The organism is Bacillus norwichensis (assembly GCF_014836955.1).
GTDB classification, from domain to species: Bacteria; Bacillota; Bacilli; order Bacillales; family Bacillaceae_C; genus Siminovitchia; species Siminovitchia norwichensis.
Genome location: NZ_JACSPV010000009.1, coordinates 36,489 through 52,306, shown reverse-complemented (window position 1 = coordinate 52,306; position 15,818 = coordinate 36,489). Strand labels below are relative to the sequence as shown.

14 protein-coding genes are annotated in these 15,818 nt (G+C 41.2%); 2 read left to right on the top strand and 12 right to left on the bottom strand.

Annotated features, from left to right (window positions below):
* Positions 1 to 81: 81 nt before the first annotated feature.
* Positions 82 to 1,770 (bottom strand): formate--tetrahydrofolate ligase, encoded by a 1,689-nt coding sequence (locus H9631_RS07290; protein ID WP_191811406.1) that lies wholly within the window; start codon positions 1,768 to 1,770, stop codon positions 82 to 84.
* A gap of 298 nt (positions 1,771 to 2,068) precedes the next feature.
* Complete coding sequence (gene mntR / locus H9631_RS07285) at positions 2,069 to 2,503, bottom strand: transcriptional regulator MntR (RefSeq protein ID WP_191811404.1); 435 nt, start codon at positions 2,501 to 2,503, stop codon at positions 2,069 to 2,071.
* Between the two features lie 275 nt (positions 2,504 to 2,778).
* Here mntR and cspD point away from each other — a divergent pair, with 275 nt between their 5' ends.
* Positions 2,779 to 2,988 carry a cold-shock protein CspD gene (cspD, locus tag H9631_RS07280; protein WP_120117437.1) on the top strand — a complete coding sequence of 70 codons (210 nt, stop codon included), beginning with the start codon at positions 2,779 to 2,781 and terminating at the stop codon, positions 2,986 to 2,988.
* Between the two features lie 33 nt (positions 2,989 to 3,021).
* On the opposite strand, the gene H9631_RS07275 is transcribed toward cspD, so the two are convergent.
* On the bottom strand, positions 3,022 to 3,207 hold the full coding sequence (locus H9631_RS07275; RefSeq protein WP_160706796.1) for a zinc-finger domain-containing protein: 186 nt from the start codon (positions 3,205 to 3,207) through the stop codon (positions 3,022 to 3,024).
* Between the two features lie 48 nt (positions 3,208 to 3,255).
* Positions 3,256 to 3,915, bottom strand: coding sequence for a reverse transcriptase-like protein (locus H9631_RS07270; protein ID WP_191811402.1), 660 nt, complete (start codon positions 3,913 to 3,915; stop codon positions 3,256 to 3,258).
* Between the two features lie 322 nt (positions 3,916 to 4,237).
* On the opposite strand from H9631_RS07270, the gene H9631_RS07265 reads away from it, so the two are divergent.
* Positions 4,238 to 4,627 carry a reverse transcriptase-like protein gene (locus tag H9631_RS07265; protein WP_191811400.1) on the top strand — a complete coding sequence of 130 codons (390 nt, stop codon included), beginning with the start codon at positions 4,238 to 4,240 and terminating at the stop codon, positions 4,625 to 4,627.
* Between the two features lie 188 nt (positions 4,628 to 4,815).
* On the opposite strand, the gene H9631_RS07260 is transcribed toward H9631_RS07265, so the two are convergent.
* The 8 genes from H9631_RS07260 to hisC form a co-directional block, all read right to left on the bottom strand.
* Complete coding sequence (locus tag H9631_RS07260) at positions 4,816 to 5,736, bottom strand: 5'-3' exonuclease (protein ID WP_191811398.1); 921 nt, start codon at positions 5,734 to 5,736, stop codon at positions 4,816 to 4,818.
* 183 nt (positions 5,737 to 5,919) lie between these two features.
* Positions 5,920 to 6,750 (bottom strand): sulfurtransferase, encoded by an 831-nt coding sequence (locus H9631_RS07255; RefSeq protein WP_191811396.1) that lies wholly within the window; start codon positions 6,748 to 6,750, stop codon positions 5,920 to 5,922.
* 23 nt (positions 6,751 to 6,773) lie between these two features.
* A complete protein-coding gene (locus H9631_RS07250) occupies positions 6,774 to 10,427 on the bottom strand; it encodes a dynamin family protein (RefSeq protein ID WP_225220922.1) in 3,654 nt (1,217 codons plus the stop codon).
* Between the two features lie 44 nt (positions 10,428 to 10,471).
* On the bottom strand, positions 10,472 to 10,990 hold the full coding sequence (locus H9631_RS07245; RefSeq protein WP_191811394.1) for an isoprenylcysteine carboxyl methyltransferase family protein: 519 nt from the start codon (positions 10,988 to 10,990) through the stop codon (positions 10,472 to 10,474).
* The gene (locus tag H9631_RS07240; RefSeq protein WP_191811392.1) at positions 10,990 to 12,072 is read right to left on the bottom strand and encodes a type III polyketide synthase; all 1,083 of its coding nucleotides are present in this window, start codon (positions 12,070 to 12,072) and stop codon (positions 10,990 to 10,992) included. Before H9631_RS07240 ends, H9631_RS07245 begins: the two co-directional genes overlap by 1 nt.
* 37 nt (positions 12,073 to 12,109) lie before the next feature.
* On the bottom strand, positions 12,110 to 13,396 hold the full coding sequence (gene aroA / locus H9631_RS07235) for a 3-phosphoshikimate 1-carboxyvinyltransferase (RefSeq protein WP_191811390.1): 1,287 nt from the start codon (positions 13,394 to 13,396) through the stop codon (positions 12,110 to 12,112).
* 12 nt (positions 13,397 to 13,408) lie between these two features.
* On the bottom strand, positions 13,409 to 14,512 hold the full coding sequence (locus H9631_RS07230) for a prephenate dehydrogenase (RefSeq protein ID WP_191811388.1): 1,104 nt from the start codon (positions 14,510 to 14,512) through the stop codon (positions 13,409 to 13,411).
* Between the two features lie 24 nt (positions 14,513 to 14,536).
* Positions 14,537 to 15,616 (bottom strand): histidinol-phosphate transaminase, encoded by a 1,080-nt coding sequence (gene hisC, locus H9631_RS07225; RefSeq protein ID WP_191811386.1) that lies wholly within the window; start codon positions 15,614 to 15,616, stop codon positions 14,537 to 14,539.
* Between the last annotated feature and the right edge of the window lie 202 nt (positions 15,617 to 15,818).

The window sequence follows — 15,818 nt, the reverse complement described above, 5'->3', positions numbered from 1 at the left end:
AGAGTTGGAGCGCGCCATCACCCAAATGGGCTCGGCGCGCTCCAAACAGATTATTTGGTGTTACATTCCCACTGAATGAAGTTAAAATAATCCGATTGCTCTCCCTTTTTCGTCGACATCCATATGGTTCGCAGCCGGTTCTTTTGGAAGGCCTGGCATTGTCATCATTTCTCCGGTTAACGCTATAATAAAACCAGCACCGAGCTTCGGCTTCAGTTCACGGACATGGATGATGAAATCCTTAGGACGCCCAAGCTTGGAAGGATCATCGGAAAGAGAGTATTGAGTCTTTGCCATACAGACAGGGAGATTTCCCCATCCCAGTTCTTCGAATTCTTTCAATTGCTTTGATGCTACAACCGAAAACTCTACATCCTTTCCTCCATAAACTTGCTGAACGATCGTCTTGATTTTATCTTCAAGGGAATCCGATAGATCGTATAAATAGTTAAATTGTTGCTTGTCGAATTCTATTTCATGCAATACCTTTTCTGCAAGATGGATTCCACCTGCTCCACCTTTTTCCCAAACCTCCGTCAGGGCCACGGGAATGTCATGTTTATCACACCATTTTTCAAGCAGTGATACTTCAGAGTCCGTATCAGCAGCAAATTTATTAATCGCCACGACAAATGGTAGTCCGAATTTAGCAATTGTTTCTGTGTGCTTCTTTAAATTTTCCAGACCTTTCTCAAGGGCCATAACATTTTCATGGCTTAGCTCGTTCTTCGGAACCCCTCCATGCATCTTTAAAGCTCTAATGGTAGCCACAATCACAACGGCATTTGGCTGTAGTCCTGCATTTCTAGATTTAATATGGAGGAATTTTTCCGCCCCTAGATCTGCTCCAAAACCAGCCTCCGTAACCACATAATCACCCATTTTTGCAGCCATTTTCGTGGCCATGATGCTGTTACATCCATGAGCAATATTAGCAAATGGGCCTCCATGAATGATCGCCGGCGTCTGCTCAATTGTCTGGACCAGATTCGGTTTGAGTGCGTCTTTTAATAAAAGAGCAAGAGCCCCCTGAACGTCGAGTTCCTTTACAGTAACAGGCTTCTTGTCGATATTATAAGCTATGACCATCCGGGAAAGCCGGCTCTTTAAGTCCGCTAAATCTGTAGATAGACATAAGACGGCCATAATTTCGGAAGCAACCGTTATATCAAAGCCGTCTTCGCGAGGAACACCCTGAGCCGGCCCTCCAAGACCAACAATAACTTCACGTAAAGCTCGGTCATTTAAGTCAACAGCCCGTTTCCAAACAACTCTCCTCTGATCAATTCGTAGCTCGTTCCCCTGTTGGATATGGTTATCGAGTAATGCAGCAAGAGCATTATTAGCAGTGGTGATGGCATGCAAATCACCTGTAAAATGCAAGTTAATTTCTTCCATAGGCAGAACCTGCGCACGGCCGCCACCTGTTGCCCCGCCTTTAATTCCCATAGTCGGGCCAAGAGATGGCTCACGTAGAGCAATCACCGTCTTCTTTCCAAGCTTTGATAAAGCATCACCGAGCCCGACAGTCACCGTAGATTTACCCTCGCCTGCCGGTGTTGGGTTGATTGACGTAACGAGTATAATTTTCCCATCTTTGTTTTTCTGAAGTTCCTTAATCTTATCAAAAGAAATTTTCGCTTTGTACTTACCGTAATATTCAATGTCTTCTTCATGCAATCCTATCTTTTCTGCAACTTGCTGGATAGGCTTTAACTCGGCGTTTTGTGCAATTTCAATATCACTTGGCTGTTTTCCGCTCACTTGCATACCTCCCGATTTTATCAAATGCGCCTTGGCGTATTTGCGCCCAGATTTTATCGAGCTCCGCTCGATAAATTCCCTCTGAAAATCTGTGGCATCCGCCGGAGGCTTTAACTTTATTCAGCCGGGGTTTGAACCCCCACTGAATGGAATACCAATTTGCATTCATCTCACCACTTACAGAAGTGGGGAGACTTCTGCTGAATGAAGTTAAATTAATTGTACCATATAGTCCTATCTTTTCCTTTTATTAACCTAAAGAAAACGCCTTGAAATTATATCAAAGCGTTCGTTAGAGATAACTTTATTGATTTGCCGTTTCTTCCTCATTCTTTTCTTGAATGAGTTTCAAATCCGCAATTCTTTCTGTGCTTTCCTCGAAATATTGTACAAGATCACCGATTCGGTCGATGGAATTCCAACTTAAATGATGTTCAATTCCTTCTACATCATCGTAGATATTTTCTTTATCTACTCCTATGATCATTAGAAATTTTTCAAGCAAGTCATGCCGGTCAACCAGCCGTTTACCAATTTTTTTTCCCTTAGATGTTAACACAAGACCTCTGTATCGTTCATAATGAAGGTAGCTTTCCCGATCAAGTTTTTGAACCATTTTCGTAACTGAGGAGGGATGGACATCTAGAGCTTCTGCAATATCCGAAACTCTGGCATATCCTTTGTTGGTGATCAGTAAATATATCTGTTCAATATAATCCTCCATGCTTGGGGTTGGCATCTTTATCCCTCCTCTTTTCCTGTAATAGCATTAAAAGTGTACTATAAGTAGGGATTTTTAACAAGTATTCTATGTTTCGGTGTGTTTTATATTATTGTAATTTTCGAATAAATCAAGTTAATTGACTGGGTTTTCTTGACTCTTTATTTTACCTGGTGTATAGTTGATTTATCATTTAAGCAAAATATAGGGAATCTACAGATTTTTCAGTTTTGCTTTGTGATAATATTTTTTATTGGCATTTCATTGCCGAAGATTTTAGGAGGATTAAGTGCATGCAAAATGGAAAAGTAAAATGGTTTAACAATGAAAAAGGTTACGGTTTTATTGAAGTTGAAGGCGGAGACGATGTTTTCGTACATTTTACCGCAATCCAAGGTGAAGGCTTTAAAACATTGGAAGAAGGCGAAGAAGTTTCTTTCGAAATTGTTGAAGGAAACCGTGGGCCTCAAGCAGCTAACGTAAATAAAGTAGCTTCTATATAAAAAGATGAAAAGGCTGACAATACTGTCAGCCTTTTATAGTTTCTTTAATAATAAATTCCCTTTCCGTTGAATGCTTTCTCCAACTGTACACTTCTTGATACAAAAATGATGGGCGAACGTCTTGCTATATTCCTTCCTGAAATGTTTCTTTAAAAAACAATCCTCACAATAGGTTTTCAGTAAATCATTGATTTCGTTCATCACATCTGTACGGTTCATATGACCAACCTTCCCTGGAAACTGAGTCTTTTTCTTCCTAAATATTTTTTATCCATCGATTTTCAGATGACTGTCAATGATATTATTTTGAAGTGCCTGACTTGCCAGCTTATGCGCTTCTTTATTTTCGTTGCGAGAAATGATTTGAAACGATGGTTTAAGTCCTATAGCATCTATCTTACCCTCTATCCTGTCTAACCATAAATTCAGTGTTTCTTCATAACAAGGCCATTCACCCGCAAGCTGCTTTAGCACTCCTTGTGCATCACCCTTGATGACACAAAGGGTTTTCTGCACTCCGATTTGGTGAAGCCTCTCCACGGCGTTGTACAAAGCAGCATATTCAGCCTCGTTGTTGCTGTCCAGTTCATGTAATTTCGCATTAGATCGAACGCGAAATTTCTCCTCACCTTTATCATAATAAATAACAATCCCAATTCCAGATTCCTTTTTTTCCCTGTCATATCCCCCATCAAAATAGATGACTGGATTTCTCGGTTCCTCTTCTATTTTTTCCATGAGCTTTTTAAATTCTTTTAATGTCCATTCATTGCCCATTTCGTCCATTACAATGATATCTTTGATTCTTCCCGTCTTCAGCATGTCGCTAACCAGTGGATTGATGGCTTTAGAGTCCATCCATTCCGACTCTAATTGAATCTCTTCTGTTTTTGAGCCTTTGTAGTGAAATTTCAACTTAATTTCCATTGAACTGATCCCTCAATATGATTTTTATTGGTTAGATTGCTTGTATCAGATATAATGAAATTATCTTCTTTAAATATGATATTTCCCCATTTCTGAGAAATGCGCAAGCGCCTTGGTCAGCGCGGGCAAACAAGTCGATTCCCAAGCAATTCTTCAGCCGCCACAGGGAAGAGGCTTGATCCTGCGGGGCTAGACTCGAAAATCTGATATGGAAATGAAAACGATAAAAATTGTATACTTTCTTTAATTCGAACAAAATATTTCATCTAATTTTATACTTCCTTATCTTGCAAGAAATAACCGAATGGAGATGCCTGTTCAGATGATTGAAGTTTACATAGATGGTGCCAGCGCAGGCAATCCAGGCCCGAGCGGCATTGGTATTTTTATCAAAAATAATGGACAAGTGGAAAAACATTCGATTCCACTTGGATCATTAACCAACCACGAAGCCGAGTTCTGGGCTTTGATCAAAGCAATGGAGATTTGCCGAGATCATTCTTATTCCATCATTTCTGTAAGATCTGACTCTTCTCTAGTAGTCGATTCCGTTGAAAATGAGTTCGTACGCAATAAAAAATATACTCCGCTTTTGGAGACTGTTCTTCGACTTTCAAAATCATTCGATCTATTTTTCATCAAATGGATTCCAGCAAAAGAAAATAAAAAAGCGGATGAACTTGCCAAAAAAGCCATCCGGATGAATCATTAAGAAAGATCTATTCGTTTTTTCAAATGCGCCTTGCCGTATTTGCGCCAGATTTTATCAAGCTCCGCTCAACAAAATCTGGGCGCTTTAACTTTATTGAGCAGAGAGTTTGCCCCCCCACTAAATGGCATACCGTTATGCTTTCATCTCACCACTTACAGAAGGCTGAATGAAGTTAGACGCACTTCCACTCAACGAGTCAGCTCCCGATCAGTAAATGGATTTTCCAATAGTTCTTTTTCTAGTTGCTGAAGCTGGCGGCGCACTATGTTTAATTCGTGTTCTTGAACCATTTCATGAGCCGTTTGAGGAACACCTGACCAATACGCTGTCTCAAGATCAATGGCGACTGGGACCTCGCGATGTATCTGAGCCAATTCCCTAGATAGATGCATCATCTCTTGATCCTGTTCTATTTTGTTCCGCTGTGATGGGGTTAAAGTAGATAGGTTCTCCAGTAATGACTCGATATCTCCATGCTCCTGGATCAGCTTTGTTGCTGTCTTTTCACCGATACCCTTAACACCTGGATAGCCGTCACTTGGATCTCCCATCAATGCTTTTACATCCACAAGCTGTTTGGGGTCAAATTGGAATTTTTCCGTAAAAGCCGTCCTAGTATATTTCGTATAATTACCGATGCCTTTTTGCAAAATCCACACATGCACTTGATCGTCCAAAATTTGCAGCAAATCTCGATCACCAGTCAAAACAGTAATTGGAATATCTTGTTTCATCTGCTCACAAATAGTCCCGATGCAATCATCTGCTTCATAACCTGAAAGTCCGATATTCGGAATGGAAAAAGCAGATGTCACTTCTTTCACCAAATCAAATTGCGGAAGAAGCTCGACAGGCGGAGCCTCCCGGTTAGATTTATAATCTTGAAAAATTTCATTTCTGAATGTCTGACTGCCCATATCCCAGCAAACTGCAACATGTGAAGGCTGTGCTGATTCCATTGCTGACAAAAAGTGGCGCAAAAAGCCCTGAACTGCGTTTGTCGGAATCCCTTTACTATTGATCATAAATTGTTTTCTGACGGACGTGGCAAAAAAAGCACGGAAAAGCAATGCCATACCGTCAACAAGTAATAACTTCTTATTATCCATTTATGAATAACACCTTTCAACCATTCTTGTATTATACCATTATACCATGAACACTCATACGCGCGCCTTTTTATCAAGTGATTTTGCTTTACAAGTACTAATCGACATATCAACATCTTGACCGATTTGAGCTGAACGCAACATTTATACAAAGAAAACAGAGGCTTGCGAAGAAGCCCCTGTTTAGTTTTCTTCCTTTTCAACTGGATTATCATGGTATGAAACCCAATCGGAATAACTTCCAGCATACAATTTCACCTGTTCAAACCCTGATTCAAGCAACGCTAAAATGTTTGGAGTAGCGGATACACCTGATCCGCAATAAACAATGATTTTTCCGTCTTTCTCTAAATCAGAAAATCTGCTCTGCTGTTCATCGCGACTCTTCCAGCGCCCGGCTTCAAATCCTTCTGTCCATTCACGGTTAATGGCGCCTGGTATATGTCCTGGTATGCGGTCAAGCGGTTCGATACGGCCTAAGTACCTTTCCTTTGCCCTTGAATCTATCAGTACGGTTCTTTGATCAGCGATTGCAGCTTTCACATCATCAATGTCCGCAAGCATATCTTGATTCAAATTAACAGTAAATTGAACAGGTTTAAAATCCGGTTTGACATCCGTAAGGGGAAAACCAGATTTTTCCCATGCTTCCATTCCCCCGTCCAGCACATAAGCATCAGAGTGCCCCATGTATTTTAACAGCCACCAGAAGCGGGAAGCAAAGCAGCCTTCCCCGCCATCATAGATGACAACCGTCGTGTTTTGATCAATGCCTGCTTCTTCAAGCTTTTGTTTCAGTATTTGAATATCAGGCAGTGGATGACGTCCTCCGTGTTCCTTGACCTTCTCAGATAAATCATCGGCCAAATCAAAATGGACAGCGCCCGGTATATGTTTTCTTTCATAAGTGTTTTTTCCATGTAAAGGATCATTTAATGAGTAGGTACAGTCAACAATCCGGACTTTTTCATCTTTAACTCTCTCTTTTAGCCATTCTACTGATTTCACAAACATGGTAATTTCTCCTTTTCAGAGGTTTACTCATCAACAGCAATCGCCCGGCGGACTTCCTTCCAATGATCGATACTGCCACTATCTTCAAATGCAAGCAGCCAAGTCGAATATTGTCCATTCAGATCATCCGTCATACTTTTTCTCATTCCTTCAAACTCTACGTCAAGCATAGCTTGATAGTGGTGGTCTAATTTAGACAGTCCTTGTTTCAAATATGAATCTGCGAGCGGAGAAAGCAACTCTTCCAACGATTCTTCCATAAGCTTTTTCTCATTCTTTTCAAAAAAAGCCTTGGCATTCTTAAAATATTTGAATGTCCCAGCAAAGTATTTCCTGTCGCTGTCTTTAAAAGCAGGGGCAAAATCAAGTGTATCCGCCTGTTCAATTTCCGGTTCCGATATCAATAAGTCTTCATTCACTGACAAGATCTCACGATTAATTTGCTCAAAGCGTTCTTTAAGAAGCTTTATCGCAAATTGCTCGACCCGTAAAGACGTGGCTCGCAGCTCCTGCGCAAAATCAAAACCAGAAGCTTCCAGGTACTCCTCCAAGGCCCTGTTCAATAATTCTTTACTATTGTTTTGCAATGCAGCTGGATTAAAAGCTTCTTTGAAAAAGTCCGGAAGTCTATAGAAGACTCTTTGTTTGACATAGTGGACCAGTTCCTGTGCCTCTTGTGAAAGTCTGTCAGGCATCGTCGCCAAGTCAATATCTCCGAGCCATTTATTCAGTTTGTCTCTCGTTTCAAGAAGCTGGCTCTTCCGAGCGGCTCTCTTGGATTCATCCTCATTTGCAGAATCGATGAGCTGATCAAGCATTTTAATGGCACGTTGATACTCTGCTTCAGCGGATTGAACAGCCATTTTGGCCAGGTCATGTTCAAGGAAGTGCGAAAATGCATTTATAAATTCCTCAATATTGGAGGCTTCTTTTGTTTCCCGCTCTTGTGCAAGCTTACTTGACAGACCGAAAATTCTTGGAAAGCGAATGCCATACTCTGTCAATTGACCCTTGACATATTCAAGCACATCATTGATTTCTTCGTCCGAGGAAGCCAGATCGATAGCATTGACTATAAAGAACATTTTATCAAGCTCAAAAGCATCTTTGACCCGGCCCAATTGGATTAAGAATTCCCTATCTGCTTTTGAGAAGGCATGATTGTAATAAGTGACAAATAAGATGGCATCAGAATTTTTAATATAGTTGAAGGCAACACCTGTATGCCGTGCATTGATTGAGTCTGCACCAGGTGTATCAACTAAAGTAACGCCTTCTCTTGTAAAAGCACAATCATAATACAAGTCGATCAGTTCAACAAAGCATGATTGGGATTCATTGGCGACGAAACCTTGAAAATCTTCAATACCTGTAATAATAGACTGACCAAGCTTGTGACTAAACTCCTCATACCCTGCTTCAAAGGCCCTCAGAAAAGATAAATGCACCTTCTCTTTTCCTTCTCCCTCTTTTTGAGCCAGGACAGTTGGAATCAGTTGGCGAGCTTCCTCAAGAGTTCCGCAATTTTTCCCAAAAAGCTGAAGAGACTGTTTCACATCTTCAAGCATATTTTCAGGTTCTTTCAAACGAACGACTGCAGTGCCATGCTTATAATCCTGATTCGGTGGACATATGCGATTAATAGCGGCCGTTGTAGGATTTGGTGAAACTGGCAGAACCTTTTCTCCAAGCATAGCATTGGCAAAGGAAGATTTCCCTGCACTGAAAGCACCGAACAAAGCAATTGTATAGTTATTGTTTTTCAACCCGGATGCCTTTTGCAAAAGCTGTGCAGTTATTCTTTCGAAACCTTTTTCTTTAGATAAGTAAGACGCCGCCAGCTCGACCCTTTGGATAACATCTTTTTGATGTAAAGCACTGTCAGCTTCTTCCATTATCATTGAAGCTTGTTCCACAGGCTCTAATTCAGGTGTTGCATAATCATGAGTCAACTCTCGGAAAATATTCACATCTTTTTCTAGGAGTTCCCATTGCTCCTGAAGCTTTTCAAAATGATTATTTTCTGTACCTGTTGGCATCTCAATGCTTTCAAGCTTTAATTTATAATCTTTGTCAAGTCTTTTTAGCTCTTCGATAGCTTCAAAGACTTTATTCACGTCAGCAGCTTCCTCTTGAACAGAACGTAATTCATCTTTTGCCTTTTCTTCAATGGCTGCCGCGATTTGTTCTTTTAATTTGTCAGATTGAATGATGGCTAACCTTTTTAATTGACTTGCTAGCTCCTCAGTGTAATTCAGCACATATTCACCAGTCACCCGCGCTCCTTTGTTGATGGCTGATAATAGCAAGTCATGGTCAAAATCAACCGTTAAGCTTTGGGCTCCGGTTTCCAACTCACTCTGCGAAATGGAGCTTGCCTGTAGCTTACGTGCGAACAGCTCTCGCAAATGCCACTCAAGCTGCAGCTCCACCTGACCGCGAATACTGTCAGCAAATGCTTTAAGGCGGTTCGCTTTCTCTTCTTCCGTCTTTTTCTTGCTCATAAAAAAGCCAACTTTGAAATCAGGCTGTGCGGACTCCAAAAAAGGCTCTGCAAGCTCTCTTACTTCATACGGCATCAAGTAAGCATTTTTTAATAAACTCGCCCTTTCTTCTTCAAAATCTCTGACCCAATGATCTGCCAGATTTAATAGATTTTTTTCTTTCTGGCGCAGATTTTCCTGCTCATTAAAAATGCTTTCAAGATCTTCTTCATTAAGCTCATCAATAACAGCCTGAAACGGTAGCGCCTCCTGCACTTTTTCCTCCTGCAACCATTCCTCATGTTCTTCGATCATTTGGTGAAAAGCTGCTTCGACTGTATGCTGAATCCACTCCTCAGGATTGGCGATTGCATCCTGAATCAGCGCTTTTACAGAGCTGAATTCATTATGGCTGTTATTAGGAGCCTTCAACGTCGTATAAAAGATCTCTTCTGGGTGCACATTCCACGCCGCAAAGGATTCGCGGACCGATTGTTTATACGTTTCAAATGACAGCTCATCATCATTATGTTTGTCAATCTGATTGATGATCAAATAAAGCTTTACACCGTGCTGAAGCAAATTTTTTGTATAAACAAAATTCAGTTCGGATTGGACATGATTATAGTCCATCACATAAAATACAATATCAGCCAAATGAAGAGCTGATTCTGTGGATATTCTATGGGCGTCATCAGTCGAATCGACACCTGGTGTGTCCATAACTGTAATTCCTGGCGGAAGCTTGGAATTAGGCTTCCCTATTTCTACTTCAAGTACTTCTCCACTCTTACAAAATTCTTTCACTGTATCAAAATCATACGGAGCTTTAAATAAGAGAGGTTTTTCATTCTTATAATAAACCTTAGCGTATTCTTGTTCAGAGTCATGAACCTTTACGAGATTAGCGCTTGTCGGAATCGGACTTGAAGGAAGAATTTGCTCACCAATCAATGTATTGATCATGGTGGATTTTCCAGCGGAAAAATGGCCGCTAAAAGCTGTAATAAATTCACTTTCATTCATCTTTTTGAGCAATTTAGCCGCTTTATCGGCACGTACCGAATCTCCATTTTGCTGAAATCTCTCAAACAAAGTGAGTGCTTTCTGAAGACGAACATCATGTATGGATCTTTCCAATACCTCTACCATCTGCGTTGACAATCCCCTTACTTTTTCTTTTCTATCATTCATTTTACCTAATTTTTTACCATTTTCATATATTATAGCCTAAACATTTATCGGTGCAGATAATCTGTGTGTTTTCGAAGAGCTTTTTCCTCTATTGGTATTCGGACGGATAATATAAGTAGATTTAGAACAAAAAACACTGCCGCGGTAATATATGCCTGAAAAATAGCAGGAATCATCAGCAATTCCACGGTTACAATCAAATAATTCGGGTGCTTCGTATATTTAAACGGTCCCTTTTTCACCGATTTTGCTCCCGGAAGGACAATGATTTTCGTATTCCAATATCTTCCTAATGTCGATATAACCCATATTCTAGCAGCTTGCGCCAGTAGAAATATGAAGAAAAACAATGGCCAATACGGATTGATTTCCCGATGATGCCAAGTCACCTCAAGAATTAGTGAAACAAAAAAGCTAATATGGATCGACACCATTGCCCAATAGTGTCTTTTTCCATATTCTTCGGCTCCGCGCTCTTTCATCCAGCGTTCATTCTTTTTAGCCAATATCAGCTCGCACAAACGCTGGATGACAACAATCACCACGAATATTGTGAAGAACATCATTCCCACCTAACCAACAGAAGCTCTGAACTAAATCCCGGTCCTAGGGCGGTTATCACACCGTGTTCTCCGCTTCTTATGTCTTTATTTAAAACATTCTTTAATACGAATAAAACGGTGGATGATGACATATTACCGTATTCACGGAGTACCTTTAACGATTCTGCAGTTTTATTTTGCTCTAGCTTTAGAGCTTTCTCATAGGACGAAATCACTTTTTTGCCGCCGGGGTGAGCAATGAATTGTCCGATATCCCGGATTGTCATTTGATGTTCTTCCAAAAAGCCCGATACGTTGGGCTCTAGCCAATTTTCAACGAGTGACGGAATGCTCTTTGAAAATACAACAAATAAGCCGTCATCTTTAACATCCCAGCCCATCACATCCAGAGAATCGCTTAATAAAGTAGATTTTGTATCCATAATTCTCGGGACCAGACTATCTGTATATGTTTCATGACCTGCTTTTGCTCCTACGATAAGGACCGCAGCGGCTCCATCAGCAAATAGGGATGTGCCAATCAAATTGCTTTTGGAAAGGTCATCTTTTTGGAATGTCAAGCTACATAATTCAACAGCCACAACCAGTACTTTAGCCTCAGGAAATGCCCGGCAATATTCGGAGGCTCTGGAAAGTCCCGCCGCCCCGCCAGCGCAGCCCAGCCCCCAGATCGGAATTCTTTTACTATGCCTTGAAAAGGGAAGAATATTCATGATTCTTGCCTCCAAGCTCGGTGTAGCGAGTCCGGTAGTGCAAATCATGAAAATGGCATCTATCTCTTCATATTCGATCGTCCTCTTTAATAACGGGGAATTCAAACAATCTTTAATGGCCTTAATGCTCAGATCAACTGCCGCCTCAAGAAAAGCATCATTTTTTTCCGCGAATGAGCGTTCCGATTGATACCATGATATGTCTTTCGCAATATGCCGTTTTTCAATCTCACCATTATGAAAAACTTTCAGCAAACGGTCAATATGATCAACTGACTTGGAAAAAAGATGCCTGGCAAATTCCATGGCATCTTTTTGATAAATTTTATTTTTAGGGACTCCTGTTCCGACTGATACAATGTACGGCAATTGAATATCCCCTTTCGGATTCTTGTCCTAAAGTAAGTTAAGATTTCAGTTCTTTTAAATGCTGAAAGAAATTAGGGTAAGAAATCGAAATGGCTTCGCTGTTTTCAATCACGGTTTCACCTTCGGCAAGGCAAGAGGCAATCGCCAACATCATGCCGATACGGTGGTCTCCGTGGCTGTCTACACGAGCAGGGTGCAGTTTGGTTCCACCGTGGATGATCATTCCATCGTCAGTCGGTTCAATCCTTGCTCCCATCTTTTTCAGCTCTTGGACTACTGTATCGATGCGGTTTGTTTCTTTCACCTTTAATTCTGCCGCATCTTTTATAATAGTCCTGCCTTCAGCTTGAGTAGCAGCCAGCGCAATAATTGGAATCTCATCTATTAGCCTTGGAATGATATTCCCGCCGATTTCTATACCTTTTAAGTTGGATGATTTGATTGTAATATCCGCAGCTGGTTCAATTTCGTCTGATGCAGTTTCTTCTATAATATCTGCACCCATTTCTTTCAATACATCTATTATTCCAGTTCTTGTTGGATTTATTCCTACATTTTGGATTGTTAACTCACTATTTGGGACAATGGCACCAGCCACAAGGAAAAAGGCTGCCGAAGAAATATCTCCAGGGACATGAATAGTCGTTCCTTGTAAATCCTGTTTTCCTCTAATGGAAGTTGTTAATCCATCAACCTCAACTTGCCCACCAAAGGCTTTCAGCATTCTTTCTGTATGGTTTCTCGATGACTGCGGCTCGGTAACCGTCGTCACCCCTTCTGCGTGAAGTCCCGCTAATAAAATGGCTGATTTTACCTGGGCGCTGGCAACAGGAGAAACGTAATCAACTCCTTCAATTCCGCCTCCTCTGATGCTAATGGGAGCAAAGCTGCCATCCTTACGGCCGTCTATTCTAGCTCCCATCTGCCTTAAAGGAACAGCAACTCTATCCATAGGCCTTTTCGCAATAGAGGCATCGCCTATAAGACAAGTATGGAAAGGAGCCCCAGCTAAAATTCCCAGCATTAAGCGAATAGTCGTTCCGGAGTTTCCGACATCCAGAATATCAACAGGCTCTTGCAAGCCGGCAAATCCAGTTCCATCAACCTCCACATAATCTCCATCGCGCCTAATCTCTACTCCCATCTTCCTGAAGCATTCAATTGTATTTAGGCAATCATCACCTGTAAGCAAGCCATAAACCCTCGTTTTTCCCTTGGCAATAGCTCCGAGCATGACTGCCCTGTGGGAGATTGATTTATCGCCCGGCACTCGGATTGTTCCTTTGAGTTGAATATTGCCTTCTGTTTTTAATGTATTCGTCAACAGGACTTCCCCCTACATATTTAAATAGGTCTCATAATCATTTTCGTTCAAGCAAACCTCCGCTTTTTCTCTGTCTTCCTCTGTTTGGAAGCTCAAACGGAGCACCCCGAAAACATCTTCACGTGCTTCGATAATTCGTATATTTGTCAAGCTGATCCTTTTTTCAGCTAGGATAGTGGTCACATGCGAAATGACTCCTGGTTTGTCCTGAACATCTACGTATAGATCATAGAAGGCGTCGATTGCGCCTCTTGCTCTGACAGGAAGCGAATCTCTAAATTTTTTCGCGTCAGCAAAATAACTGTAGATATGATCCTTATCCCCCGTTTGAACAAGCCCCTTGACATACTTCATTTCAGTAATCCATTCATCAATCAGCGAAAGCAAGCTGGATTGATTATGTTTAACAACGTCGCTCCACATAGCCGGGCTGCTGGAGGCAATACGAGTGATATCCCTGAATCCCCCCGCTGCTAACCAACGAACCCGCTCATTAACCCCAGCATGGCTTTCCACCTGGCGAACAATACTTGTGGCAATCAGATGAGGCAGATGGCTGACAACCCCGGTAATCATATCATGTTCTTCCGGCTCCATGATAACAAAGTTTGCACCGGTCCCCCTCAGCCAATCTTTTAGTTCCTCTACTTTTTCTTCATTTGTACCTTCAGTTGGTGTCAGCAGATAAAAAGCATTTTCAAACAAATGCTCCCTTGCACTTCCAGCCCCTGATTTATGGGAGCCCGCCATAGGATGACCGCCAATAAAAACAGCCCCTTTTTCGCGCAAAATTGCTGACTTTTCCATTATTTTTACTTTTGTGCTTCCCACATCAGTAATAATAGTCTCCGGTTTTAAAGACAGTTCCGCCAGCTGACATATTTTTTGCTCAACTTCTTCAACCGGACAGGCTAAAATGATTAGATCACTAGTTACTGCTTCTGTTTCAAAAGATGTAGAACATTCATCAATGATCTTCATCTTTTCGGCAAGCCTGCAATTTTGTTCATTCAGGTCATAGCCGGTAATATGAACTTCGGGATGTTCCTTTTTGATGGCTAAAGCAATAGAGCCACCAATCAATCCTACCCCTATGATTAAAACTTTTTTGTCCAAGCTGTATTTTCCTCTCTGCTAAGTCTAATGTGCAATCAGGACTATTTTTTCGATTAATTCAAAGAGTTCTTCATTCTCTTCTTTTGTTCCAACTGTGATGCGGACCCCGTTAGGGAATGGTCTAACAGTATAGCCTCTTTCCAATAAATATTGGAAAACCTCCGCACTTTCTTTTCCTGGAATTGAGATGAATATAAAGTTCCCTTGTGAAGGATAGTAATCTATTTGATGCTGTTTACAGAACTCATAATATTTTTGAAGCTCAATGGCATTTAAGCTGACACTCTTTTCAACAAATTCTAAATCCCCCAGGGCAGCAAGTGCAGCATTTTGAGCAAGCACAGATGTGTTGAATGGCAGCCTGACAACCTCCAATTGCTGAATAAAGGAGGCAGCCCCGATCCCATATCCTACACGAAATGATGCAAGTCCAAATGCTTTGGAAAAAGTCCTCAATACCATAAGATTGTCGTACTGATCAAGAAGCGGGATTGTTTCAGGATAATCCTCCGCCGTTACGTATTCGTAGTAAGCCTCATCCATGACAACGAGGACATGTGATGGGATAGATTGCAGAAATTGTTCAAGCTCCTTATCATCCACATATGTACCCGTTGGATTATTCGGGTTACATATCCAAACAACCTGAGTTTTATCATCTATTTGTTTTGCCATTGCTGGCAGATCATGACGGCCATTTTTCAATGGAACTTCACGGATCTCAGCATTTTGAATTACGGCATTATGGCGATATTGAGGGAATGTGCCAGATGCCATGACAGTATTGAAGTTTTCATCCAGTAAGGCTTTACTGATAATTTCAATCAGTTCATCCAACCCACTGGAAAAGATCAATTGATCCTCCTTCACTCCTGTATACTCTGCCACTTCCTTTCTAAGAGCAGTTGATGCTCCGTCAGGGTATATAGCAAAGTTATTTAGAGAGATTGCTTCCTTAACAAGCGGTGAAGTTCCATAAGGATTTTCGTTAGATGCAAGCTTGACAATTTTCTCTAAATTGTATTCACGCTGTACTTCTTCACTGGATTTTCCCGGAGTATATGCTTTCAATGAAAGCAGTTGCGGCCTCACTTTTACATTCATTGATTTCCCCACCTTTATTTTTGTATCAAATGCGCCACGGCGTATTTGCACCTGGAATGTATCGATCTTACGCTCGATACATTTCCTCTGAAAATCTGTGACATATTCAGCCGGGGTTTGAACCCCGCTGAATGGAATACCGATATACTTTTATCTCACCACTTACAGAAGTGGGAGACTTCTACTGGATGACATTAGCACC